The sequence below is a fragment of the Clostridia bacterium genome (assembly GCA_035561135.1).
GTDB lineage: Bacteria > Acidobacteriota > Terriglobia > Terriglobales > Acidobacteriaceae > DATMYA01.
Genome location: DATMYA010000085.1, coordinates 123,242 through 149,107 on the forward strand (window position 1 = coordinate 123,242; position 25,866 = coordinate 149,107).

The following is a 25,866-nucleotide window of genomic DNA, read 5'->3' on the forward strand; positions in this document are numbered from 1 at the left end:
GAAGAAAGTGTTTTCCCTGTGTGCAAAGATTTGCTCTTTTAAGTGCAGGGTTCCTGCAATTCACCCATCTGCGCAACCACCCGCGATAAATGTGCAGAACGTTGCATGTTCAACGGCTTTGCGGCGCTATAAGCCAGCAAACGAGCGCGACTCCCGGTTTGGCGCTCTGAATGCAAGTAGCGGAACAGACATCCTGTTTCCGCATGATAGCGAACTCAAAAAACTCGACAGACCCTTTCGGTCAACTGCCGCCCGACGATATCGTCTTTGGCCGCACCCCCGAGATGCTTGCGCTGCGTGACAAGCTTCAACGCGTCGCGCGGTCAAACGTCCCTGTTCTCATCAACGGCGAGAGCGGCACCGGCAAGGAAATCATCGCCAAGCTGGTGCACCGATATTCCGCGGCGAACGGTTCTCCGTTCGTCAAGGTCAACTGCCCTGCCATCCCAGGCACATTGCTGGAGAGCGAACTCTTCGGATACGAGCGCGGAGCTTTCACCGGAGCCTATGCCGATAAACCCGGACGCGTTGAGCTTGCGGACGGCGGCACGCTTTTCCTGGATGAAATTTCCGAACTTGATGCCAGCCTTCAGTCCAAGCTCTTGCAGGTCTTGCAGGATGGACAATTCTGCCGCATCGGCGCGCAAGAGGATCAGAAGGTTGATGTTCGTCTCGTCTGCGCCACCAACCGCGACATGCAGGAAGAGACGGAGTTGGGCAGATTCCGGCGTGACTTGTTTTATCGCATCGCCGTCGTAACGCTTTCCCTTCCGCCGCTGCGTCACCGCATTGCCGACTTGCCGGAAATGACTCGCTATCTGCTCAACGTGCAGCAGCAAAAGCTGAATGGGACGGCGAAGCCCATCAGTCCATCCGTGATTCGCCAGATGCAGCTCTACGCGTGGCCAGGGAACATTCGGCAACTCGAAAACGTTATCAAGCGCTACGTCATCCTGGGCACCGACGACGTAATCCTTGCCGAACTCGCCGGTTCCCGCACGGAAGACCTTCGGGTTGCGCCTGACGGGGCCTGTTCGCTTCGTTCCCTGACCCGCCAGGCGGTTCGCAAACTCGAAGCGCAGGTCATTCTTGGCGCACTCGAATCGAACCACTGGAATCGCAAGCGTGCTGCGCGTGCCCTGAACATCAGTTACCGGGGGCTTCTCTACAAGCTGAAGGAAGTTGGAATCGCCGGGCCGCGCAGCCGAAGCACTGTCGTTAAAACCCAGCCCGAAGAATCCGGTCCCGTTCCAGTCGAGAAAGGTGCAACAGATGAAATTTAAGTGCCTGGCTATTTTGATCACATCTGCACTGCTGTTATCTGGTGCAGCGATAGGCCAAGACGGCGCTTCGAAAACTTCGCAACCCGTACAGAGTCCCGCGGCCAACGATCCGAACTACGTGATCGGCGCCGAAGATCTGCTTGCGATCAGCGTGTGGAAAGAGCCCGACCTCACGCGCTCCGTGCCGGTTCGACCGGACGGGAAAATTTCCCTGCCCTTAATAGATGAAGTCAAAGCCGAAGGCCTGACCCCTAAGCAATTGGAAACGGAACTGACAAAGAGGTTCTCGCAATACATTGCAAGTCCGCAGGTCTCGGTCATTGTCGCCGATGTTCGCAGCCGCACCTTCAGCATCGTCGGCGAGGTGAACCGGCCTGGATCGTTTCCGTTACGGCAAAAGCTCACTGTGCTTGAGGCGCTGGCAGCCGCGGGTGGTTTCAAAGACTTTGCCAAAACGAAAAGGATTTATGTCCTGCGCCTCAATGCGGACGGCACCAGGAGTCGCCTGCCGTTCAGCTACAACCGCGTGATCAAAGGTGAGGAAACGGCCCAGAACGTTGAACTGCAGTCCCACGACACGATCGTCGTACCGTAGGTGCAAAATGCGTAATTTTCTAAACATCACGATATTCGCGCTGCTCGCGGGCATCGCTTTCGCCCAGGTTGATGCTGCGCAACCGCAGCAAGCTGTTGCGCCTGTGAACATTCAGCCCAGCGGCTCTCCGCGCACCGAACTGCCACCGCAGGTTGTAAACAACGAGTCGTCTCCCGCGTTCGAGATTGGCCTCAGCACCAGTGCGGCCTTCGACGACAACGGGGGAAGCTTCCTTAGCGGCGACACCGCTGGTTTTGTCACCGGCATCTCACCCCTGGTCAGGCTCAAGAGTGGCGGCCAGAAACATCGCCTGCTCCTCGAATACCAGCCAAGCTTTTCGAGAACTACCGGCCTTTCCGAACGGGACGACTTCGGGCAGAACTTCAATGCCTCCCTTGAGTGGAAGCTGAGCAAGCGCTGGACGATGAGACTTCGCAACGGCTTCGTCATCACCTCGAATCCGTTCGAGAGCGCATTGCGGCCCACCGCCGAGTCGCCCAATGCGACCATCGCCACTCCGTTCATCCGCCAGAAGCGCGAACTCGCATCCGCTGAGCTTGAGTACTTCTTCTCGGCACGCACTTCGGTGGGAGCGGTCGGCGGTTTCTCCATGCAGCGCTACAACGACCCGAGCGGCGTAAAGAACAAGGACCGGCAACTGCTCGACTCCTCGAACGGTTCGGGGCGCGCTTACTTCCGCCATCGCTTCACCAAAACGATCGCCGGCGGATTCGAGTACTCGTATCAGGACTTGCTTGTTGCCCAGAGCACGTCGCGCACGCAGTCGCACACGGCCACCGCGTTCACGACATGGCAGCTTGGGAAGCATTCACAGATTTCCCTGTTCGCCGGTCCGGAGCGTTCAAGACTCCGCGATGTCGCGGAAATCGATCTTGGGCTTTTCATCATTCACTATCCGCTGGATGAGTTGCAGACCTCTGTCGCCGCCGGAGCGACCTACGCGTGGGAAGGCAAGCAGAATCGCTTTCGTGCCGGGTACAACCGACGCGTCGCCGATGGCGGCGGCCTGATCGGCGCAGTTCGCCTGGACAGCGTTTCTGCCGCATTCGAGCAGAAGCTGAGCCGGCGATGGGACGCAGCACTGGATTTCACCTACGGACATAACGCCGCGCTTGGGGTGGCCAACCGCGCATTGGAGTCCTACGCGGGCGGCTTGACCGTTCGCCACACAGTCAGCCGCGACCTGAACATCGCCATGAGCTACAACCACGTTGAGCAGAACGGCATGAGCACCATTCCCAACAACAATCACAATCGGGTCAGCGTCTCGCTTGAGTATTTGTGGACGCATCCGCTCGGAAGGTAACGAATGACGCGCCAAAGTACAAAAGAGCTGGGCCTGAGTGATATCTGGGCGGTTGCCGTCAGGAGACGCTGGTGGCTTCTGGTTCCTGCATTCCTGGTATGGACAGTTGTATTCGGTGTCAGCTGGTTCGTCCCGTCGGAGTACAAATCCGAGACGGTCATCCTGGTCGAACAGCAGAAGGTGCCGGAGCAGTACGTCGTCCCGAACGTGTCGTCCGACATGCAGCAGCGCCTGCAAAGCATGACCCAGCAGATCCTCAGCCGCACTCGGCTGCTGAAGATCATTGAAGATTTCAAGCTGTATCCCAGTCTTCGCGGACGGAAGGCGCCGGACGAACTCGTGGACCGCATGCGCGAGGACATCAGCATAGAGCTCGTGCGCGCGGGGAACCGGAACGATCTCACGGCGTTCAAGATCTACTACTCGGCATCGAATCCGCTCGTTGCTCAGCAGGTCACCAATCAGCTGACAACGCTGTTCATCGACGAGAACCTGCGGGCCCGCGAACAGCAGTCGCAAGGCACCACCGACTTCCTGGAGCGGCAGGTTGATTCTGCCCGCCAGAACCTTGAACAGCAGGAAGCCCGGTTGCGCGACTTCAAGCTCCGCTACCTCGGCCAATTGCCTGCGCAGTTGCAGCCAAATGTGCAGATACTCTCCGGCTTGCAGGGACAATTGGTAGCTGCCACAGGCGCGCGCGATCGCGCCGTGCAGCAGAATACGTACCTCACTTCCCTCATCAGCCAGTACAAGAGCACGACCAGCAGCAAGGACGGCAAAGATGCGGATCTATCCGGCATCGGCGCTGCGGCTTCGGCAGATCAGCAGCTCGAGACGCTTCGCGTTCAACTCGCCGAGTTGCAGTCGAGATACACGAACCAGCATCCGGACGTGCTGAAGCTACAACAGCAGATATCCGAGACCGAGCGTCTGCGAGAGAAGATGGCAACGGAGCCGCCGAAATTCAGCGCATCCGATGGAAAGATCACTCCGTTGGCACAGTTGAATAGTCAGCTGAAGGCAAACCAGCTTGAGATACAGAGCACCGACAAGGAAATCAAACTGCTCCAGGGGCACATTGCGGAGTATCAGGGCCGCCTTAACATCACTCCGCTGCGCGAACAGCAGATCTCCGATTTGAGCCGCGACTACGAGCAGTCAAAGGCAAACTACGAATCTCTGCTTGCGAAGAAGATGCAGTCGTCGCTGGCGACAAGTCTTGAGAAGCGTCAACAGGGCGAACAGTTCCGCATCATCGACCCGCCTAGTCTGCCGATCAAGCCGACCTCACCCAACCGCCTGCTGTGGAGTTTGGGCGGACTGGTCGTCGGCCTCGGGTTGGCTTTCTGCGCGACTGCTGTACTGGAAGTTCTCGACGATCGACTTCGCGGCGAGCAGGATCTCCTGGAAACGCTGCGGCTTCCGATCATCGCCGAAATCCCTCGCCTGGAAACCAGCGCCGAGGCTGCCTCGAAACGCTTCCGGCCACTGCTGGAAACAACCGCGATTGCGACGATGGTAACCGTCATTTCCGCAAGCACGCTGTTCGTCTACTTCCAAGGCTGAGATATGTACAAGAATTTCTACGGGCTTACTAAAAACCCGTTCGAGATCAGTCCGGACCCCTACTTCTTCCACCCGACGCCTCGGCACCTGGAGGCGCTGGCGAACCTCGACTTTGGGGTTCGCCGGGGGAAGGGCTTCATCGTCGTGACCGGGGAGGTGGGCACCGGCAAGACCTTGCTCATCCGGTGCCTCTTGCGTGAACTGGTGGCGAACCAGGTCAACTTCGCATACGTGTTCAATCCCCTGCTTTCGGTGGAAGACTTCTTCAGGTGCATCCTGCATGAGCTTGGAGTAGAGGGACCGTTTCAGTCGAAGGGTGCGATGCTGATCGCCTTGAACGACTTCCTCATCAAGTCGCACGGAGAGGGCAAGTGCACGGCGCTCATCATCGATGAGGCGCAGAATCTCACCCCAGAGTTGCTGGAAGAAGTTCGTTTGCTGACGAATCTCGAGACGGCCGAGCACAAGCTGCTACAGGTTTTGCTCGTCGGCCAACCGGAACTGGATGACAAGCTGGACTCGCCCGACCTGCGACAACTGAAACAGCGCGTGGCGTTGCGTTGCGCACTGCGGCCGTTCGATGAAGTCGAATCGCGAGCATACATTTTGAAGCGTCTGGAACGGGCGGGCGCCGGGCCCAAGTCGTCCATCTTCGCGAGTCAGGCATTGCACTCTGTTCATGCCCATGCGCGGGGCATCCCCCGCTTGATCAATGTCATATGCGAGAACGCGCTGTTGAACGGATACGCCCAGCAGTCGCGACAGATCACGCCGCGGATGATCGACGAAGTTGTAAAGGATTTGAGGCTTGACGTTCAGTCGGCGGCATTGTCGAAGCCGGACGACGAATCGAGCATGACGGAAATTGGGCTGCTGCGCGCGTTGTTGCGCCTGTTGCGCTCCGGAGGAGTGGACTCCACTCTTGCCCTAAACCTTCGAGAGGTAAAGAAATGAGCAGAATTTTTGATGCGTTGCAGCGCTTCGAACAGGAAAAGCGTGCCGGGCAGGCGACCAATCCTGCCGCTGCGCCTGACACACCTGCCGCTGCCGTCGCCAGTGCCGCCCCCGCATACGCGGCGTCCGCGACCCTGACACAGACGGTCGCCGAACCAGATTGGAATCCGAAGCCTCTCAACATCGCTCCCGAGGAATCGAGCCGGCTGGTTGCGATCAGCGATCCTTTCAGCATTGGCGCAGAGAATTTCCGCATGCTGGGTTCGCGCCTGGCACAGATGAAGACCGCCGGGCGCAACCGAATTCTCATCACCAGTTCCGTCGCCGACGAGGGCAAGACAGTAATCGCCACAAATCTTGCAGCGACGCTGGCAAAACGTTCCGGAGAGCGCGTGCTGTTGATCGAAGGCGACTTGCGCGCTCCGAAGGTGCTGGACGACCTAGGCGCGGGCCAGGCTGCGGGAATTTCCGAGTGGTACCGGCTCGGCGGATCCATCTTCGATTACATCTACCGGGTGCAGTCGCTGGAGTTGAACGTTCTCCCCGCAGGTCTCGGCGTGGACGATCCTTTAGAACTCCTGGATTCGCAGGCATTCAGCCGCACGATGACGCTGCTGGCGCAGCACTTTGACTGGATCGTGGTCGACTCCTCGCCCCTGGTTCCGGTAGCCGATAGCTTGTGCTGGATGCGCAATATCGATTCCGTGCTGCTGGTGACGCGCGAGAACAAGACCCCGAAAAACCTGCTGGCCAAAGCGGTCAAGACCATCGATCAGTCGAAGATTATTGGCGTGGTGCTGAACGACGCGTCGCGCGCAAAGTCCGCGTCCAAGTACTACGGCTATTACAAATATGGAAATCGCGGCAATGCCGCCTCCAAGTCGCCCGAGGTGACGAACTAAATATGGTTCGTCTCCTCAATGCGTACTTCCCGGCGAGAACCGTGCTGCTCTGTGTGACGGAGCTGCTGCTGGTCACGCTTGGGTTGGTTGGAGGCACGGTGATCTGGACAGGTCTGGTGGACGCCGACCTGGCGCTGTTCTATGAAGGCGGGTTTCTAAAAATCACGCTTATCACCGCCGTGGTATTCGTGTGGATGTACTACTTCGACCTCTACGACAGCACGGTGCTTGGCAACCGGCGCGAAGTGTTTACGCGCATCACCCAAGTATTGGGAACAACGTGTGTTTCGCTGGCGGCAATCTACTTTATGTTTCCGCAGAGCCGCCTGACGATGCGGATTCTTGGGCTTGGGGCGGTTTTCGTTATCATCGCCCTCGCCTTCGGACGCCGGCTGTTCCTGCTTGTGAACACATCCGAACGATTCGCTCAGCGCGCCATCATCCTTGGAGACGGTCCACTGGTGAAGCCTCTTATCGAGGAAATCAACAACCGTCCTGAACTCGGCATCATGCCGGTTGGCATCGTCGGCGAGCAGCCGGGAGTGGCGGGTGTGCCGAATATCGGCTCCATGGATCAGTTGCTTGAATTGGTCGTGAACCGCCGTGTAGACCGCATCTTTATCGACATGGCTGAGCGTCGCGGCAAGATGCCTGTTGACCTCCTGCTGGAGTTGAAGACTTGCGGAATCAGCATCCAGGACGCTTCCGCGTTGTATGAAACGTTACATGGCAAAATTCCGCTGCAATCGCTGAAGCTGAGTTGGCTGCTCTTTTCACCCGGATTCCAGCCAACGCGCGCATCGCTGTTTTACAAGCGCTTCGTCTCGTTGCTGCTGGCAACACCGGCGCTCATCATCTCTCTGCCTGTGATGTTGCTGGTCGCTATCGCCATACGACTCGAGTCTGCCGGTCCCGCGATTTTCCGGCAGAAGCGCGTGGGTAAAGGCGGCGAGACTTTTACGTTGTACAAGTTTCGCTCCATGCGCGACGGCTGCGACAGCGATGGCAACAATCGCCCCGCCGTAAAGGATGACGACCGCATCACGCGCCTCGGACACTTCCTTCGCCGGAGCCGGCTCGATGAACTGCCGCAACTTTTCAACATCGTGCGCGGCGATATGTACATCGTAGGCCCGCGGCCATTCGTCATCAGTCAGGAGCAGGAATACGTTAAGCAGATTCCCTTTTACCGTCAGCGCTGGGTCGTTCGCCCCGGAGCGACGGGATGGGCGCAGGTCAATCGTCCCTATTGCGCCACCATTGAAGACAATCGCGAAAAGCTTGAATACGACCTCTTCTACATCAAGAACGTCTCGTTCGGCCTCGACGTCCTCATTCTCTTCAAGACTCTGAAGATTCTGCTGCTAGGGCGAGGTGGGCAATGATCGAGTATCTGCGTGCCGCCGCCTGGGTGTCGTTCTGGATCTCGGCGTTCGCCATTGCATACACATACTTCCTTTACCCGGTTCTTCTGTTCGTGCTGTTCTCCGCAGCTCAGGTTCGCAGGGATCTTCGCTATCTGGCAATGCGATCGAACCGTCGCGCGCCCCTCAGTCTGCGCCAATGGCCGAAGGTCAGCATCATCATGCCCGCTCACGATGAAGAAACACATCTGCCCGCCAAGCTTGAGAACCTGAAAGAGCTTGAGTACGAGAGTGGGATGCTGGAGATCATCATCGTTTCGGATGGATCGACCGACAGGACGAACGAGTTTCTGTCCCATGTCACCGATCCCAGGGTCACGGTTGTCATTCTCGACGAACGCCAGGGTAAGCCCAACGCTTTGAACCAGGCAGTCGCGCAAGCCTCCGGCGACGTGCTGCTGTTCTGTGACGCTGCGACGCTTTTCCAGCCGGACACGGTCCGTATGTTGGCCCGTCATTTCGTAAATCCAAATGTGGGCGTCGTGTGCGGCGCGTTGCGGTTCGAGGGCTCCACCGAGTCCAAGCAGACCGAAGGGACTTACTGGAAGTACGAGACGGTCTTACGCCTGATGGAATCAAGGCTGGGCGCAACTCTCACCGCCAGTGGCGCACTCTATGCGATGCGCCGCAGCGCATACTCTCCCATCGCAAAGAATACGATCATCGAAGACCTTATCATTCCGATGGGCGCCCGCAAGCTTGGACTGGCCGTACTCTACGACCCTGAAGCCATAGGCGTTGAATATGCCGCGTCCACAGTGGCAGGAGAGTTCACGCGACGCGTTCGTCTTGCCATAGGAAGCTTCCGCTCAATCGGGCAGTTGCTGAGAATCCCTGTCGACTTCTACACCGCGCTTGCGCTTGTTTCGCACAAGCTGCTGCGCTGGTTCGTATTCTTGTTCGCTATCGTTCTGTTCGTCAGCAACATGGCGCTGCTGAACCGCTCCATTTATCAACTGGCGTTTCTATTGCAAATCGCTTTCTACCTGTCAGCCCTTGTTGGATATCTGCTGCGCGATCGGGCTCACAACTTACGTCTCGTTAGGCTCGGATACTTCCTGGTGGCGATGAACTGGGCGTTCGTGCTCGGCCTGTATCGATGCCTTGCAGGACGCGACAACGTGAAATGGCAGAGGGTGGCATGACGAATCAGATGACTCACTCTGTCGCTGCTCGCGATAACTCTATGAAGCGTCGGCTTCGGCTGCCCGGCGTGCCTGTGTTCGTCTACCACGGTATCGCTGAGGGGGCAGAAACGATTTCACCCGGCGACCGGAAGTATTGGGTGCGCGTCTCGGAATTGAAGCAGCACCTAAACCACATTCGCGCCAATGGCCATGCGATCTCGCTTGCGCAACTCACGGACCGGAGCATGACCCCTAACCCTGTCGTCATCACGTTCGATGATGGACGACTCTCCGATTACGAGTTCGCTTATCCGGAATTGCAGAAAGCGGGCATGACCGCCGAGTTCTTTGTGAACACGGCAAAAGTTGGGACGCGCGGATTCGCTGACTGGAGTCAGCTTCGAGAAATGCAACACGCTGGAATGTCCATCCAGTCGCACGCGCACGATCATGTCGATCTTGCACTACTGGCGGAAGGTGACCTGGAACGGCAATTATCAGTATCCAAGAACATGATTGAAGAACGCCTCGGAACAGCCGTTCAGTTCCTGGCGGCGCCATACGGCCGGCTAAATGCAAAGCTAATCGAGATCGCTCTTAAGGTGGGATACCGCTCAGTTTGCAGCGCGCGCAGCATACCTGCGCAGTATGGAGCGACGAAGATCGACCGTGTGGTTCTGCATCGTGACATGCCCTTAAAAGAATTTGCCCAATACTTCGACCGAGATCCGGTCCGATACCTTCGCCGAATCAGCCGCTCACTGCGTTATCGGTGGCCTCTGTCTGTGCTGTGCCGTCCGGCGTCTTCACGTTTGCAGCACGACTCCGTGGAGGGTTATCAATGAAAGACGGCAGGCAGATCCAAGTGTTCGTGCTGATTGACGCCCTGGGGTGGACTTACCTGAAAGATCGCGACTTCCTTCAGGATGTACTGCCATACCGCACGCCGCTGCGCACGGTGCTCGGCTTCAGTTCGGGAGCGATCCCTACGATCCTCACGGGAGTGCCGCCGGCCGAGAACGGGCATTGGAACCTTTTCTATTATGACCCCAACGGATCGCCATTCTGGTGGCTGAAGTACTTCAGCTTTTTGCCGGATGCCATCCTGGATCATCGCGTCCCTCGCAAGATTCTGAAAGAGCTAGGTCGGCGCGTGCTTGGACTTGGCAAGAGCTTCGAGGTTTGCGTCAATCCGCATCTGCTCCGCTGGTTTAACTGGGTTGAGAAGAAGAACATTTACGCCCAAGGCGGCATCACCGGCGCGCCCTCCATCTTCGACCAACTTGCGGCGAAGGACATTCCTCATCGCATTTACAGCTATCACGACTTGCGGGACGAACAGATATTCCAAACTGCGAAGCGAGACCTCGTTACGGGCGCAGCCGATTTCTATTTCGTTTATCTCTGCGAGATGGACGAATTCCTGCATCACCACTGCGAACACCCGGATCAACTCGAGGAACGCCTGGCGTGGTACGACGCGCAACTGCGCGAACTTTTCGCCGTCGCTCGTAGTCTAGACCCCGATGCTACGCTGGCAGTCTTCTCCGACCATGGCATGACGCCGGTTCGCGAACACTACGATTTGATTCGCGACATCAATGCTCTCGGCCTTCAGATGCCGAAGGACTATCTCGCCGTTTACGACTCAACCATGGCGCGTTTCTGGTTCTTCAACGACCGCGCACGAGAAGCGGTGACTGGCTTACTGGACAAGACGGCGTGCGGCCGCATCGTCTCCGATCGTGAACAGCAGCAACTGGGCATCTTCTTCCCTGATCGTCGTTTCGGCGAATCCATCTTTCTCATGAATCCCGGGATGATGCTGGCGCACAGCGACTTCAACGGTCCCCGCTGGATGCCGACCGGCATGCATGGCTATCACCCCGACGACGCTTATTCGGATGCGAGCTTCCTCAGCAATCGGCAGCCATCCTTCCCTATGTCGACGATTGCCGATATCTATCCGCTGATGCGTACGGCGCTTGAGGAATAACCATGAGCCAGCGCATCTCGGTTCTCCAGTACACAAACACAATTGTTCGCGGCGGAGTGGAAGAGCACATCCTGGTGCTCCTCCGTGGATTGAACAGGGACATGTTCAAGCTCTCATTCGCGTGTCCGCCCGAACTGGCGTCGCAGATGCGAGCGGACGTTCCTCGCGATGTCGATTTCATAGAGATTCCGATATTCCGATTCTGGCGTCTCGGCGAAGCTCGCCAATTCGCAACGCTCCTACGCAGCCGAGGAGTGCAGTTGTTGCACTCGCATATGTTTCAGAGCAGCCGCATGGCTTCGCCCATCGCTTCGTTCGCCGGGGTCCCAGCCATTATCGAAACGCCGCACGTCCGCGAGAGCTGGCGCAACCGCTGGCCGAGATCGAGCTATCTGCCGGACCGGATGCTGGCGCGTTGCGTCGATCGCTTTATTGCCATCTCCTACGCCAACGCGAAATACCTGGTCGCGGAAAAAGGTCTGCCCGGAGACAAAATCCGGGTCGTACAGAACAGTTGTGACCTCAAGCGATTCTCTGCGCCTCTTGCGGCGAATCCGCAGCTAAGGCACAGCGTCGGAGCCAGTGAATCCGATCCTTTGGTCCTTGTCGTCGCCCGTTTGGAACCGCAAAAAGGTCATCGCGTTTTACTCGAGTCGCTGCCGCAGGTCGTGCGCGAATGGCCGTCCCTGAAAGTGGTTTGCATCGGCGATGGCATCCTGCGACAGGAACTACTGCAACGTGCGGATGCGCTCGGCGTGACAAAGAACATCTCCTTCCTCGGCTTCCAGGCGAATGTTCCCGAATGGCTCGCGACCGCTGATTTCTGCGTGTTGCCTTCCTTTTACGAAGGATTGCCACTCGTAGCGCTGGAGTGCCTCGCCGCCGGGCGCGCAATGTTGGCCACCGCCGTGGATGGCACGCCGGAGGTGATTCAACACGAAGTAACCGGCTTGCTCGTCCCCCCTGGAGATTCAGCCGCGCTGGCGCGACAGATGTTGCGGCTAATTGCAGACCCCGAACTTCGTAAACGGTTGGGCGCAACGGGCCGGCAATTTGTGTTTCGGCAGTTCCGGGAAGAGCGACAGATCAAAGAGACCGAGCAGGTTTATTACGAGCTCTGCAAAGCGAAATTGCCTCAGAGCCTCTGTCCTGCCCCCCCGGCCGAGTTCTCGGAACCGAGCCGCGATGAGGCCACATCAATCGCATGACGAGCCAATCCATTCCGAATGCTACCGACACGGCCACCCCGCAGTCGCTCAGTGCCATGGTAGGCGCGATTGCCGCGACCTGTTGCCGGGAACGTCTGCGGGGCCTCCGCTCCGTTCTGATGATTGGAAGCATGGGACGCGGCGAAGCCACTTGGGAGCGCATGAGCCACGGATGGCGCGTACTGGGTGACGCCGAGTTCGTCGCCGTGACCGACAAGTCCCGACATAGACCAGGCGAAATTTCCAAATTGTGCTCCGCCATTTCGACCGCGCTCGAGGGCGTTGGCATCGCCTGCGTGGTGGACGTCAGCGTAGTAGACACAAATTGGTTACGGCGGCTTCCGAAAACAATCTTCACCTTGGAAATCCGCAATGCCAGCAGCGTCGTTTATGGCAGCACGATAGTGCTTCATGAGATAACTCGGTTCAGGGCGTCTGAGATTGACCATGAGGACGCATGGAGGCTGCTGTGCAACCGACTGGTTGAGTGGCTTGAACCTCCGGTAAACAGCGATCAGCGCAGCTATCGTGCCGTCAAACTCGTCCTCGACTGCGCAACCTCACTGCTGCTCCTGCATGGAGGCTATGAGCCCACCTACGCTGCGCGAGCGCCACAATTAAAGTTTCTAGCCGAAAACGACTCTCGCGAGTGGCCTCTGCCGAAGGACGTCTTTATTGACCTGGTCACACGCTGCACAGACTTCAAACTTGGGCGCGGTGCAAAACCCGGCAGCGCCGAACTAAGTAATGCCCCGAGCTTTGCATGTGCCATCGCTCGGCAGGCCGAACGAACCATGAGTCGCGACACCCGCTTCGCTCCAAGACTGCGCGGCTGGGCTTTTGTAGCGCGAGCATCCGGAGGCTTGCGTAGCTGGCGGCATTGGCTCAGGTGGGGGCGAATGTTCGTATCCGGCACTCCGCGAGTGCTGGTGTACTCGGCTGCGATGGATCTAATTGCCGCCATGAACGATGGCCGGTGCGACGAAGCAGAAATGCGGTTGATTGCGAAGAAACTGCCGGTGCGGAGTACAAACGCGCTAAGCATTGAAAACCTCTCGCACGATATCGCGTGGAATTACCACAACTTCATCGAAAAGACGCGGGCATAGTTCATGAACACGAGTGACAACAACAGAAGGTCCGCTACGACGCAACCGCTCGTGAGCGTCATTATCCTTAATTACAAACGGCTGGACGCGCTCGCGCAGTGCCTCGACACAGCCGTCGCGCAGGACTACCCAAATTACGAAATCATCGTCGTCGATAATCACTCGGAAGAAGACGTGCGCTCTCTTGTTGAAGCCAAGGGGCGCAACATCCGTCTCGTAGAACTTCCGCAGAACCTCGGAACATGCGGCGGTCGGAATGCCGGCATCAACGTCGCCCGGGGCGAGATCATCGTCACCATCGACAATGATGTCAACTTCATCACGCCGCACGAATTGACGAATATCGTGCGGGTTTTCGCAGACCATCCAGAATTCCACGTGCTGACATTTCGCATTTGCGACATGCAGGGCCGACTGAGGCTGCGCGAATGGTGCCATCCCAGATACTGGAAAGACTTCTCGGAAAAGGAATTCGAAACCACGTTCCTTCCAGAGGGTGCCTCGGCTTATCGCCGGGAGGTATTCGAGCGCGCGGGCCTCTACTTCCAGCCGTTCTTCATCGGCCACGAGGGCGGAGACCTGGCACTGCGAATCATGGACCACGGCCTTCGCATTCTCTACGCGCCGTCCGTTCGCGTAGGACATCTCGCGTCGGAAGAAACTCGCAGTTCCAGCCGGACGATCCACCTTTACACGCGCAACTACATCTGGCTCGCGTACAAGGACTACCCGCTCCTCAGTGCCCTGCGGTTTGTTCTGCCAAAGCTTGCCATGATGCTCTACCACGCATTTCGTGCTTCGCACCTGCCGGAGTACTTTCGCGGAATATGGGACGGGCTTACCGGCTTGGCGGACATTCACGGCGACCGCACGCCCATCAGCAAGGCGACTTTACGGTACGTCAACGGCCTGGAGAAAACACGGCCGAGCTTGCGCGTCCGGCTTGAGCGGCATCGCGCGCAACCACAGATTTGAACTGGTGACCTGAATGCTTTTGTTCTACCTCCTTATTTTGCTGATGGCCGTCGTGAGGCATCCGTGGCTCTCGCCGCTGCTCGGCGAAGACACGATGTTTAAGTATCTGGGAGCAGTCTGCGCCGTTTATGCCGGGATTTACGTCTTCCGGCGGCGTACGGTCCCTCCCATTTTCCGCACCTGGCAAATGCGGATATTTCTTGTTCTGTATGCCTGTGCTCTCGACTCTTACTTCACGCTCGGACTGACGCACTATCCGGCTCTAAGCTACTCCTCCATGGCGGTTCTGCTGCTGGTCACGATGACCATTGTCGATACCGAATCGCGATTGCGCGGAACCCTGATCGCAGTGGTCGCGTCCTTAGCGTTTGCGTCGCTCTACGTCATAAGGGAGTGGCAGGTCTATCACACCATGTACGAGGGTATGCGAGCCGCCGGAATCACAGGAGATTCGAACTACTTTTCGGCGTCGGCCCTGGTTTCAATTGCAGTCGCCTACTACCTGACGTCCAGGCAGGAGAGCAAGTTCGTACGGCTATTCGCCTTCGGGTCTCTCATCATTATCATGGTCGCAATCATGCTGGCAGCGTCTCGTGGTGGCTTGATCGGCCTAGCTGTCGCGGCAGCGCTCATCGCCGTCCGCTCACGTCATCGGATACTCGCATCCATTGCGATGCCACTATTCTTGGCGGCATTCCTGTTCCTCGCGCCTAACTCGCCCCTCGATCGATTTCTTCACCCCGGCTACGGCGATGATTTGGCTGTACAGGCTCGTAAGCTGGCGTGGACAGCCGGAATGCGCATGATTGACACTCACCCATTGTTCGGCGTGGGGCTCGGCAACTTCAAGCCAATGATGTCCCAGTACAGCGATCCAGGTGTCACCATCACCGAAATCGCACACAACACTTATATCGAGATTGCCGCTGAATTGGGAATCCCAGCGCTGTTGCTGTTTTTAGCTCTTGTGGCCGCAACGTTTCTGTCGCTGCAAAAAGCGAGACGCCAGGCGCTGGAACTGGAGATGGATCTGGTATATAGGGCAGCCGGAGCTATGCAGGCAGGATTACTGGGGTTTGCTGTGGCAGCGGTCGTGCTGTCCGCCGAATACCAGAAATTGTTCTGGCTTGTGCTGGGAATTTCAATGGCGCTCCCGCAGATCATCGACGCACGCCTCAGGATGGTGGCAGAAAATCAGGGCGAGTTGCCGGCACAGGATGCAGTAGGCACTGGGGTCTTACGATGATCGAACCAGCGATCGAACCGGCGACGAAACCAATCCAGCAGCCGTCTCCCCAAGCTCCCGGCCTTGGTCGAAAACTAGTCGCCAGCACGTTTACGAATTTCGCTGGCCAACTGGTATTGATGGCAGCCACTTTCCTGTGGACGCCGTACATCGTCCGCAACTTCGGTGATGCGCTATACGGTGTCTTCGTACTGTTGATGACGTACGTTGCCGTATTCACGCTGCTGGAATTAGGAATCAATTCCAGCCTTGTGAAACATCTCGCGGAGACTATCCCGCAAAAGCGTTTAGAGGACGTGAACAGTTATCTCGGGACCGCGATGGCGTTATTTTCCGGTACCGCGGTCGTCGTTGCACTGATTAGTGCAATCGGAGCGCCTTACATCGTAAGGCTCGCCCTCAATGTTCCCTCGCAATATTTCGAAGTCGCGGTGCTTGGAGTTCGAATCGCCAGCGTGGCGTTTGCGCTGCAGTTCATCTCCCAGGGCTTCGCCTCTGTGCCCATCGCTACGCATCGCTTTGACGTAATGAACGGCATCCAGGTCGGCACCGAAATTCTGCGGATGGCACTAACTGCCGCGGCGGTGTTCGCCGGGTATCGTCTTACGGCAGTCATGTTGATAACCCTGCTGACGAGTTCGCTGCGCCTGTTGGCGTTCGCCATCGCAGCAAGCAAGCTGGTTCCAGGAATCTCCCTGCGCCCCCGATTCTCCACAAAGCACTTGTCCCACATCCTGCATTTTTCGAAATACATATTTATCAGCAAAGTCAGCTCCACGGCCGTCTGGAGTGCGGACAAGCTTTTCATCGGCCACTTCCTGCCGATTCAGTTCGTCGCGTTTTACTCGATCCCATTCCAGTTGAGCCAGAGAGTATGGGCCCTTGCCGGAAATGTGACGACCGTTGTCTTTCCTGCTGCCAGCGAACTTTCAATGGAAGCGAGCAAGGCCCGCCTTCATAACCTCTATCTGCGCAGCAACAAGATGGTGACCGCAATTCTGATGGCGCCGGCTCTCCTGTTGTTTGTCTTCAGCTCCCAGATTCTGACTTACTGGATCAATCCGCTATTCGCGGAACGCGGCGCGTGGCCGCTCAGGCTGCTTGCGCTTGGATTCATGTTGAATGGACTTACCGTTGTTCCAGCCCTGGTTGCCGCTGCCGTGAACCGGCCTAACATTCAGGCTGCTTTCGCCGTAGCAAACTCCACCGCAAACATCGCGCTCTTTCTCATGCTGATTCCCAGATACGGCACCACGGGTGCCGCTGCGGCTTTCTTCATTACGCAGGCCGTGCAGTGGCCCTGGTATATGCACACGGTCAACCGCCTCATCGGAATGAACAGCAGCATCCTGCTGAAGAAAGTTTACGGACGCATAGCAATCCCTTCGATCTGCACCTTCGTTCTCGCGTTCGCGCTCAGATCGATGGTACATTCCCTGCTTTCACTCTTAGTCTGCCTTACCGCAATTGTCCTTGCGAATCTCGTCCTCCTTTTCTTCTTTGCCCTGGATGGCGACGAACGAGGCACATGTTTTCAGGTCGCGAACTCATGGATACCGTGCCGCGCGCGCGAGTTATTTTCAACCGGCGGAGGAGCCTAGGTGCCGCGTATCTCGTTCACAGCTATTATCCCCACCAAGAATCGCGCGCACGATTTGACTCTTGCGGTCCGCAGTCTGCTGCAGCAGTCTGTTCTTCCCGCCGAGGTGCTCATCGTTGACCAGAGCCCCGACGACCAAAGTCGAATCTGTGTCGAGCAGGAGTTTGCCTCTGCGCTCGCGCAAGTTGACAACGTAAAGCTCACTTATATTCACGACATCGAAATCACGGGTGGAGCGACAGCGCGCAACAGGGCGATGCAGGTCGCGAGCGGAGATATCTGGCTTTTCCTTGACGATGACGTGGTACTCGAACCCGACTTCATCGAGCAATTGATGAACGCCTATGCGCGCTATCCAGAAGCCACAGGCGTCTCCGGCGTAGTCACGAATTATCCCAAACCGCCGTTGTTTTTCCGCGTCTGGAACACGCTTTTCGTGCGTGGACCATTTCACGACGATCGCCAACCTATCTACTGGCACGCGGAACAACTGCGTCACAGCGACCCCATCCCTGTAACCCGATTCGGCGGCGGATTGATGAGTTTTCGGGCAGAAACAATCCGGAACTGTATCTTCGATCCCAACCTGACGGGCGTCTCAGATGGCGAGGATGTGCAGTTCTGTAGCCGTCTTCCCGAGGGGTCTGTGCTCCTGATAGCACCCCGAGCTCGTCTCGTTCATAATTGCAGCCCCATTGGCCGGGACCGGGATCACTGGCTACGAAGAGAGGCCCGCTCAACGCATTATCTGTTCTGGAGCGTGTGGGACCACGGCATCTATAACCGTATCTGCCTTGCGTGGCTGACCGTTGGCTATGTATCTCTAAGCTTTATCGGGGCGCTTCGGAGGGGTTCCCTGGAGCCGTGGCGTGCATTCCGGGCGGGTGTGAAGGACGCAAAATCGGTCTTCATGCGGGAGATGCAGTAGGTTCTCGATAGTTCACGATTGTGATGGCAATTGCTTCGTGCTTACGGCTGCATCCATTGCGTGTTCGCCTGCTTGACCGGCGTCAAAAAGTCACCATAGCAGAACTGCGAAGTTTTCACGCCAACGTTCTTCCAAACCACAGAGCCGTCGCCAGCAAACGCGCCTTCTCTCGGAGGCCAGGGCGGCTGTGAATCCCCGGAGACACCGGGTCTGACCACTTCGTACGTATACCGCGTCCCCGCAACATCTACCTGGATTCTCGATCCTCCTCTTGGTGTAGAGTCCGGGACTGAATAAGCGTGGTTCGGCTGCCAGCCTGGGATAGATTCTTCGGCGTATGTCACGACTCCTAAGCTAGTCCTGTGAGATCCCTGGCAGGCCTCCACTCCGTCGTATGCGTTGTCATGCAGAGAAACGACACCCCAGTTCCCTTCCACCCAGTTGTCGTGGAACTCCCACCAGCGAATACCGATAATCGTTCGCGTGTCATAGACCGTGTTCCTGGTATTGACGAACACGTTCATGGAATCTGCGTAGAACCTGCCGCGCTCCTCCTGCGTGTTACAGGGATTACAATGCGTGTCCGCAGCGTTCGCATACCTCCACATCGCCGAATCGGCGGTGGACTTGGCACCGTGCCAAAGAATGATGGGCTTGTCGCCTGCATGTGTGGCTACGTAATTGAGCTCGGACTGAAGTCGGCGGTAATCGGGCTGCCATGTGAGCACATCGACGTACGTTGCGGCCGCCTGTAAAACATTGCTGTTCCCGACGCCACCCCAGGTTCCCAGCACTCCGGGTCCGAAATACAAACTGTGCGGTGAGTAATGCTTGATTCGCTCGCGGGTCACCGAAAAGTATTGTGTTGCAAGCTCTCTGAGGAACGCGTTCATATCGTTATTGAACGCGACGTTTGAGCCAAGATGAACTTTGTCGGTCGGAATCCACGCATGTCGACCGTCCTCGTCCATCAGCCCTGCGCCATAACCCCAACCATCGCGGACGTAATCAATGGTGATCGCGGCACCGCTCACGGGCGCTCGGTTGAAGGTGATTGTGAGCACACCCTTCGCATAGTCAATGTCTCCAGCCGATACTGTCACTTCGGCCCCGGCCCTCAGACCAGTAAATCCGCCGTGGCCTGTCGCAGCAGCTGTGCACAACCATCTCGGACAATCGCCCCCGACTTTGATGCCAGACACTTTCATCGCCACGCTGAGCGGCGAGATATTCCTATTGGATAATGTCTTTGTAAATGTGGCAGTCGAGCCGTCTCCAACGCCGAGCGGTTCAGCGATGGTTTGCATTCCCGTGGAGTCCCACTGGGCGTAGTTACTGCCCCATGCAGAGTTTAGGGCCGCAAGACTTGGATAGCGTTTTTGAAGGAAAGCCTTCAATTGGGTCTTAGTGGCGACTTCCTGATTCGCATACACCTGGGGCGTTCTTACCATCGCTCGTCCCGGATTTGCATTCTGCACAGGTGAGGACACGAGCGTCATCAATGCCTGGTGCCGCTGGTTGTGGCCCGGAGGATTTGTCGCCATCTCCGGTCCCGCACCACACAAACCGAAGAGCGCATCGCATTCGTCGGACACCCATCCGACTACCCAAGGCGAGTTCTGCGCCGGTTTTAAGCTGGCATCATTCCGCAATGCGCCGTCGAGCCATGCGTAGAAGTTGGGATCCCAGATGTCGGGGAAAGTCGAGTTATGACCTTTACCGTAATACGCAACGTTAACGCCGGACTGCACGTCCTTGACCGCGCCCGCTGCATAACCGCCAGAGTTGTAAAGCGAATACATCGAAGGCTGAACCATGACGACCATTGGCACAGGATAAGGCTGCTTGCCACCAGCTTTCTCCCATCCACCTGGGCAACTCGGAGGCCAGCCACAGGTCGTTATGGGCAGTACCCACTTGACGGAGAATTCCGCGACGGAGTTAAAGCCCCACGACTTCAGTCGCCGCACCGTCTCCGGTCCCCATATCGTGTTGCTGTTGCCGTATTTCGCCCTAACAACGGCGTCGTACGTGGTGCCCAGGTCGGTCTTGTGCGAGTCTGGCGTCACGTTATACATGGCGATCATCCACCACACGTGACCTTCCGGGGTGCAAAACCACCAGCGATCTTGAAGCTTTTGTGTGTGAAACCACCCTGTCGCAGTACAAGGTTTCGACTTCAGTCCGCCAAATTGGTCGAGCCTCTGGGACATCGCAAGCGAGGGCGTCAGGCAGATCACCAGGCAGAAGAGGGCGGATGTCCACTTGTTCATGATGTTCGTTGAATCCTACAACGGAGCGCAGGTCCTCAACGCAAAAAAAGCGGCCATTATCAGTGGCCGCTTGCTGAGTCCAAATCGAGACGACTACTGCAATTGCCTCCACAGAGCGTTAGCTTTCTTCACCTGCGTGAGCATATCGCCATAGCAGGTTGAGGAAGTCTTCAGCCCTACGTTCTTCCACGTAACCGTGCCATCCGTGACTGTGGCTCCTTCGACCGTGGGCCATGCCGGCTGAACGGTGCCGGATGTTCCCGAGACAGATGCCTGATATAGATAACGCTTCCCGTCGCTTACTACAGCCTGAATGCGATTTCCTTTTACACCTGACGAAGGAACACCGGAGGCAACCTTGTATATCGTCGCCGCTTGCCAGCTCGGGACGTTCTCTTCCGCGAAGGTTTTATATCCGAACGCATCTGTTGTGGAAACGCTGCAGTTCTCCACGCCATCGTAGGCATTATCTTGCAGCGAGACGAGTCCCCAGTTCCCTTCCAGCCAGTTGTCATGGAATTCCCACCAGCGAATGCCTATGACCGTGCGCGAATCGAACGACGTATTCTTCGTGGCCAGGAACGTGGACATGGAATCGAAGTAGAACTTGCCACGCTCCTCCTGCGTGTTGCAGGGATTGCATTCGGTATCGGTTGGGTTCGTGTAGCGCCACAACGCGGAGTCGGCGGTGGACTTCGCGCCATGCCAGAGAATCACCGGTTTATCGCCAAGATGGGTGGCAACGTACTCGACCTCTGCCGACAACCGCGCGTAGTCTGGCTGCCATGTAAGCACGTCAACATAGGATGCCGCAGCCTCAAGGACATTCTTATTGGCCACGCCGCCCCACGTTCCCATTACGCCGGGGCCAAGGTAAAGGTTATTTGGCGCGTAGTGCTTGATGCGCTCGCTCGTGACCGAGAAGTAAGTATCTGCCAAGGCCTTGAGAAACGCGTCCATATCCGCGTTGAAGGACGTATTCGTACCGAGGTAAACCTTGTCAGTGGGGATCCACGAGTGGCGGCCATCCTCATCCATAAGACCGCTGCCATAGCCCCATCCGTCGCGAACGTAATCAACGGAGATAATTTCGCCGTTAGCAGGTGCAGTCGCAAAGCTCACGGTGATTGCGCCATTGGAATAGTTGATATCTCCGCCGGCAATAGCATTTGGCTGGGTTGAAGTTGGACCGGTAAACAGTCCGTGTCCGGTCGTCGCCGCACCACATAACCACTTCGGACAATCGCCGCCTACCTTTGTTCCCGACACTCTTACCCCGACACTTAGCGCAGCAATATTGATGTTTGCTAATGTCTTGGTGAAGGTTTTCGTGACTCCGTCACCTTTGCCGAGAATCTCGCCGTTCACTTGCGTTCCCGTTGAATCCCATTGGGAGTAGTTGCTGCTCCATGCATTGTTCAAGGCAGCGATGCTGGAATAACGACCTTGCAGGAACAGCTTGAGTTGGGTTTTGCTAAAGACGTCCTGCTCGGCGTAAACCTGTGGAGACGACACCATTGCCCGTCCCGGATTGGCGTTCTGCACGGGCGAGGTCACCAACGTCATGAGCCCCTGGTGCCTCTGATTGTGACCTTGCGGGATGGTGGCCATGTCCGGCCCGGCCCCACAAAGACCAAACAGTGAATCGCACTCGTCGGAAATCCAACCAACCACCCACGGTGAATTCTGCGCCGCCTTGATGCTCGAATTGTTCTGCAGTTCCCCATCCAGCCATGCGTAGTAATTCGTGTCCCAAATGTCGGGAAATGTGGAATTCCAACCCGCGCCGTAATAGCTCGGCGTTATGCCGGACTGAATGTCCTTCACCGGACCAGGAGCATAGTTTCTGGAGTTGAATAGAGAGTACATAGATGGCTGAACCATCGTCAGCATCGGAACCGGAGCAGGCTGTTTGCCTCCATTCTCACCCCATCCGCCTGGGCAACTCGGCGCCCAACCGCACGTCTGGATCGGAGTCACCCAACTAACCGAAAACTCCGCCACCGAATTGAAGCCCCACGACTTCAGACGCCGGACTGTCTGCGGACCCCAGATCGTGTCCTTGTTGCCATACTTCGCGGTGACGACAGCATCGTAAGACGTCCCTAGATCCGTTGTATGCGAGTCTCCAGCCACGTGGTACATCGCAACCATCCACCAGATGTGCCCTTCCGGAGTGCAGAACCACCACTTTCCATTGATCTGCTCTGTGTGGAAGAATCCCGTCGCGTTGCAACTACTGGACATTAAGCCACCGTACTGATCCAGCATGTCGCTGGAGATTAAGATGGAGAGAGTTTTCGACGCCGTCTGGCTGTTTGCATCTGCAACCTGAACAGTGAACGTAGATGTGCCGCCTATGGTTGGCGTACCGCTCAGACTGCCCGATGTGGCTGCCAAAGTTACCGATCCCGGCAGGCTTCCGCTTACCACTTTCCATGTGTACGGCTCGGTTCCGCCCATTGCAGCGAGCGAAGCTGCATAGGGTTGCCCCAAGGTGCCGCTCGATACCGAGTTCGTTGTGATCGCCAGCGACTGCAAGGTCGTCGTCGATACTTGAATTGCAAAATTCGCTGTAGTTTTCTGCGATACCGAGTCTGTCAGTTGAGCCGTAAACGAATAGCTCCCCGCAACAGTCGGCGTGCCCTTGATCGCCCCATCCGGACCAAGGCTCAATCCTGCGGGCAAACTACCTGCAGCCAGGCTCCAGGCATAGGGAAGCTGGCCGCCTGTGCCAGACAGCGTCGCAGAATACGCTGTGCCGATTTTCGCGTCGGGGAAACTCACCGTCTCTATCGCCAGGGGTGCAACCGACTGCGTTACCGCTAGCGAGTAAGTTGCCGATGTGCTCTGTGCGGGAGACGTCGTGTCCGTCGCCATCACAACGAATGAGGAGCTACCCGCAGCCGTAGGTGTGCCGGAAATCGTTCCATTTGAGCCCAGGGAGAGACCAGCCGGAAGCGTTCCGCCCGCGAGCGCGTAGGCGTACGGCTTCGAACCGCCCGTCGCCGACAGCGTGGCCGAATAACTTGCGTTGGCCGTGGCCGCCCCAAGGGCGCCACCGGTGAGCTTCAGTTTCTGAACAACCGTAAGCTTGAAGTTTTTGCTCTGGGACCGCGTCGACGAGTCCACCACTTCCACACCAACCTGGAAGGTCCCAGTCTGCTCAGGAATTCCTTCAAACACTCCCCGCGAGGAGTCGAACGAGACGCCCGACGGCAGAGCCGAATTCTTATTTAGCCGCCAGCTATACGGTGGGGCGCCCCCCGCTGCTTGCAGTGCGGCGGCGTACGTGGTCAGTTGAGTGCCGCTTGGCAGGGTTGACGTCGCAATAACCGGCGTGGAGGACTTGGAGTTCGACGCGGCTTCCGCGACTGTGCCGCCGCAACCTGTAAGAGCAAGAGCCAGCACTATTGCCAAGACGATGATTCTGCGTTGATACGTAAGCACCATGGCGCCACCTCAACTTCGATGTCGCATCAACGCTAGCCTTCGTTGCTGCTTGAATCTACTGGGCTTAGGTGCAAAAAAGGTACAGTTGGTGGACCTGTTCCAAACCTGTCCCTCGGACCAATTAACGAACTTGATTCCCGCTACAAGGGAGAAGAACTCTGGTACCGAAGTGCAACTTTTTGCACTATCCGCGCGACGCGAGGGCTTAGTTCGAAAAAACTCCTTTAAGTCCCTAATTATCTGTTAGTTACAACGAAGATACGTCTCTCGATTTTGGCTTTCAACGTGCAACTTCGTGTGCGTAGCGACGACTTGCTAAAGATTTCGCAGGAGTGTGCTTGCCCTCTGATGCTCAAATCCGCGCCGAGGCACCGCCCACCTCGGCGCTCGAGTCCGCCGTTGGGAAATCGGTTTGGTCGTATTGGCCCATCGCGCTGCTGGCCGCAGTCGTGGCAGCCCTGTATGGCTCGGTTTTGCCTGGCTTAGTAAAGCAGTGGTACGCGGACCCCGAATACTCCCACGGATTTTTGGTGCCGGTCGTCAGTGCGTATGCGCTGTGGACGATGCGCGAAAGGCTTAGAACTCTTCGGCCAAAACCGGCAGTCTCGTTCGGCGGGGTCGCATTAATAGCCAGCTTGATGCTGCTTTTCCTCGGAAGCCTCGGTGCCGAGCTTTTCCTTACCCGCGTTTCGCTACTGGCTACGATTACGGCCCTGGTGCTCTACTTTGGCGGTTGGACGCTGTTGCAAGCTATCGCCTTCCCGCTCGGATTCCTTCTCCTGGCGATTCCTTTGCCCGCCATCCTCTACAACCAGATTGTGTTTCCGCTGCAACTCCTGGCTTCGCAGCTTGCAACCGGTTGCCTGGATACCGCGCACGTCGTGCCCATCCTGCGCGAAGGCAATGTCCTCATCCTGCCCAACACGACTTTAGAAGTGGTGGAAGCCTGTAGCGGCATTCGTTCACTCATGTCGCTCATTACGCTTGCGGTCGCCTATGGCTTTTTAACCGAGAAGAGCATTGCAATCCGGTGGCTGCTCGCCCTCGGCATGGTGCCGGTCGCAATTTTCACCAACAGCGTGCGGGTGATGAGCACGGCGACCATCACGTATTACTGGGGAGTAGAGGCAGCGGAAGGATTTACTCACACGTTTTCGGGACTGGCGATCTTCATCGCCGCGACGTTTCTCATGATCGGACTTCATGCAGCACTCCGAAAAACCTGGAAAACATTGCATTGGGAGCGCGCATGAAACCTAATGCAAAGTACTGGCTCGTTCTCGTCATCCTCGTAGCTGCCACGTTGGGATTGAATGCGCTGTCACATGGCGAGCCTGCGCTGCCCCTGCACCCCATCAGTTCCATTCCGCTGCAATTCGGCGCATGGGTGGGACAGCAGAGAGAGCTGGAAGATCGCTTCGTGCAGGCGCTTGGCGTGGACGACTACCTCTACCGGACTTATCAGCGTGGGAACGAAATTCCGGTCGGCCTGTACATAGGGTTCTACGCGACCCAGCGGACCGGTTCCACGATCCATTCACCAAAGAACTGTTTGCCCGGCGCGGGCTGGCAAGCCATCCATGCGGACACGATTCCGCTTAAGCGCCCGGACGGCTCCTCGGCGGTTGCAAATCTCTACATCGTGCAGAAGGGCTTGCAGAAACAGCTCGTCGTCTACTGGTATCAATCGCACGGCCGTATCGTTGCGAATGAATACTGGGGAAAAATCTACCTCGTCGTTGACGCCATCCAGTTGAACCGCACCGACGCGGCGCTGGTGCGCGTTGTAACGCCATTCGAGGGAAGCGACCAGGATGCGCGTGTGCGCGCCGCGGAGTTCGCTCAAGAAATCATCGGCTATGTTGACGCGGCTGTCCCGCGATAGCTCCAGGAGAACCAG

General features: G+C 57.1%; 20 protein-coding genes. 18 read left to right on the plus strand and 2 right to left on the minus strand.

Translation table 11 applies throughout. The features are described from left to right. Window positions 1–203: 203 nt before the first annotated feature. The 16 genes from VN622_17195 to VN622_17270 are packed head-to-tail and all read left to right on the plus strand — an operon-like array spanning window position 204 to window position 18,240. The gene (locus VN622_17195) at window positions 204–1,283 is read left to right on the plus strand and encodes a sigma-54 dependent transcriptional regulator (GenBank protein HWR37600.1); all 1,080 of its coding nucleotides are present in this window, start codon (window positions 204–206) and stop codon (window positions 1,281–1,283) included. After that, complete coding sequence (locus VN622_17200) at window positions 1,273–1,878, plus strand: polysaccharide biosynthesis/export family protein (GenBank protein HWR37601.1); 606 nt, start codon at window positions 1,273–1,275, stop codon at window positions 1,876–1,878. Before VN622_17195 ends, VN622_17200 begins: the two co-directional genes overlap by 11 nt. 7 nt (window positions 1,879–1,885) lie before the next feature. Then, entirely contained in the window at window positions 1,886–3,205 is a 1,320-nt protein-coding gene (locus VN622_17205; GenBank protein ID HWR37602.1) for a hypothetical protein, read from the plus strand. A gap of 3 nt (window positions 3,206–3,208) precedes the next feature. Beyond that, window positions 3,209–4,771 carry an XrtA system polysaccharide chain length determinant gene (locus VN622_17210; GenBank protein HWR37603.1) on the plus strand — a complete coding sequence of 521 codons (1,563 nt, stop codon included), beginning with the start codon at window positions 3,209–3,211 and terminating at the stop codon, window positions 4,769–4,771. 3 nt (window positions 4,772–4,774) lie between these two features. Further along, window positions 4,775–5,725 carry an AAA family ATPase gene (locus VN622_17215; GenBank protein ID HWR37604.1) on the plus strand — a complete coding sequence of 317 codons (951 nt, stop codon included), beginning with the start codon at window positions 4,775–4,777 and terminating at the stop codon, window positions 5,723–5,725. Then, window positions 5,722–6,627: a CpsD/CapB family tyrosine-protein kinase gene (locus tag VN622_17220; protein ID HWR37605.1), complete on the plus strand. Its 906-nt coding sequence runs from the start codon at window positions 5,722–5,724 to the stop codon at window positions 6,625–6,627. The genes VN622_17215 and VN622_17220 overlap by 4 nt, the downstream gene beginning before the upstream one ends. A gap of 2 nt (window positions 6,628–6,629) precedes the next feature. After that, the gene (locus VN622_17225; GenBank protein HWR37606.1) at window positions 6,630–8,012 is read left to right on the plus strand and encodes a sugar transferase; all 1,383 of its coding nucleotides are present in this window, start codon (window positions 6,630–6,632) and stop codon (window positions 8,010–8,012) included. Next, entirely contained in the window at window positions 8,009–9,196 is a 1,188-nt protein-coding gene (locus VN622_17230; protein HWR37607.1) for a glycosyltransferase family 2 protein, read from the plus strand. The genes VN622_17225 and VN622_17230 overlap by 4 nt, the downstream gene beginning before the upstream one ends. A 41-nt stretch (window positions 9,197–9,237) precedes the next feature. After that, window positions 9,238–10,023, plus strand: a complete 786-nt coding sequence (locus tag VN622_17235) for a polysaccharide deacetylase family protein (protein HWR37608.1) — start codon at window positions 9,238–9,240, stop codon at window positions 10,021–10,023. Continuing rightward, window positions 10,020–11,174: an alkaline phosphatase family protein gene (locus VN622_17240; protein ID HWR37609.1), complete on the plus strand. Its 1,155-nt coding sequence runs from the start codon at window positions 10,020–10,022 to the stop codon at window positions 11,172–11,174. The genes VN622_17235 and VN622_17240 overlap by 4 nt, the downstream gene beginning before the upstream one ends. Window positions 11,175–11,176: 2 nt before the next feature. Further along, window positions 11,177–12,382 (plus strand): glycosyltransferase family 4 protein, encoded by a 1,206-nt coding sequence (locus VN622_17245; protein HWR37610.1) that lies wholly within the window; start codon window positions 11,177–11,179, stop codon window positions 12,380–12,382. Then, window positions 12,379–13,491 carry a hypothetical protein gene (locus VN622_17250; GenBank protein ID HWR37611.1) on the plus strand — a complete coding sequence of 371 codons (1,113 nt, stop codon included), beginning with the start codon at window positions 12,379–12,381 and terminating at the stop codon, window positions 13,489–13,491. The genes VN622_17245 and VN622_17250 overlap by 4 nt, the downstream gene beginning before the upstream one ends. Before the next feature lie 51 nt (window positions 13,492–13,542). Then, on the plus strand, window positions 13,543–14,466 hold the full coding sequence (locus VN622_17255; protein ID HWR37612.1) for a glycosyltransferase family 2 protein: 924 nt from the start codon (window positions 13,543–13,545) through the stop codon (window positions 14,464–14,466). A 13-nt stretch (window positions 14,467–14,479) separates the two neighbouring features. Then, window positions 14,480–15,712 (plus strand): O-antigen ligase family protein, encoded by a 1,233-nt coding sequence (locus VN622_17260; protein HWR37613.1) that lies wholly within the window; start codon window positions 14,480–14,482, stop codon window positions 15,710–15,712. Beyond that, window positions 15,709–17,313 (plus strand): oligosaccharide flippase family protein, encoded by a 1,605-nt coding sequence (locus VN622_17265; GenBank protein ID HWR37614.1) that lies wholly within the window; start codon window positions 15,709–15,711, stop codon window positions 17,311–17,313. Before VN622_17260 ends, VN622_17265 begins: the two co-directional genes overlap by 4 nt. After that, window positions 17,314–18,240: a glycosyltransferase family 2 protein gene (locus VN622_17270; GenBank protein ID HWR37615.1), complete on the plus strand. Its 927-nt coding sequence runs from the start codon at window positions 17,314–17,316 to the stop codon at window positions 18,238–18,240. 41 nt (window positions 18,241–18,281) lie between these two features. Here VN622_17270 and VN622_17275 read toward each other — a convergent pair whose 3' ends face one another. Together VN622_17275 and VN622_17280 are read right to left on the minus strand one after the other, a co-directional pair. Further along, entirely contained in the window at window positions 18,282–20,513 is a 2,232-nt protein-coding gene (locus VN622_17275) for a hypothetical protein (GenBank protein HWR37616.1), read from the minus strand. 93 nt (window positions 20,514–20,606) lie between these two features. Next, a complete protein-coding gene (locus VN622_17280) occupies window positions 20,607–23,966 on the minus strand; it encodes an Ig domain-containing protein (GenBank protein ID HWR37617.1) in 3,360 nt (1,119 codons plus the stop codon). 338 nt (window positions 23,967–24,304) lie between these two features. Between VN622_17280 and VN622_17285 the strand changes: the two genes are divergently transcribed. Both VN622_17285 and VN622_17290 read left to right on the plus strand, forming a co-directional pair. After that, window positions 24,305–25,219, plus strand: coding sequence for an exosortase/archaeosortase family protein (locus VN622_17285; GenBank protein ID HWR37618.1), 915 nt, complete (start codon window positions 24,305–24,307; stop codon window positions 25,217–25,219). Beyond that, complete coding sequence (locus VN622_17290; GenBank protein HWR37619.1) at window positions 25,216–25,851, plus strand: EpsI family protein; 636 nt, start codon at window positions 25,216–25,218, stop codon at window positions 25,849–25,851. The genes VN622_17285 and VN622_17290 overlap by 4 nt, the downstream gene beginning before the upstream one ends. Window positions 25,852–25,866: the final 15 nt, after the last annotated feature.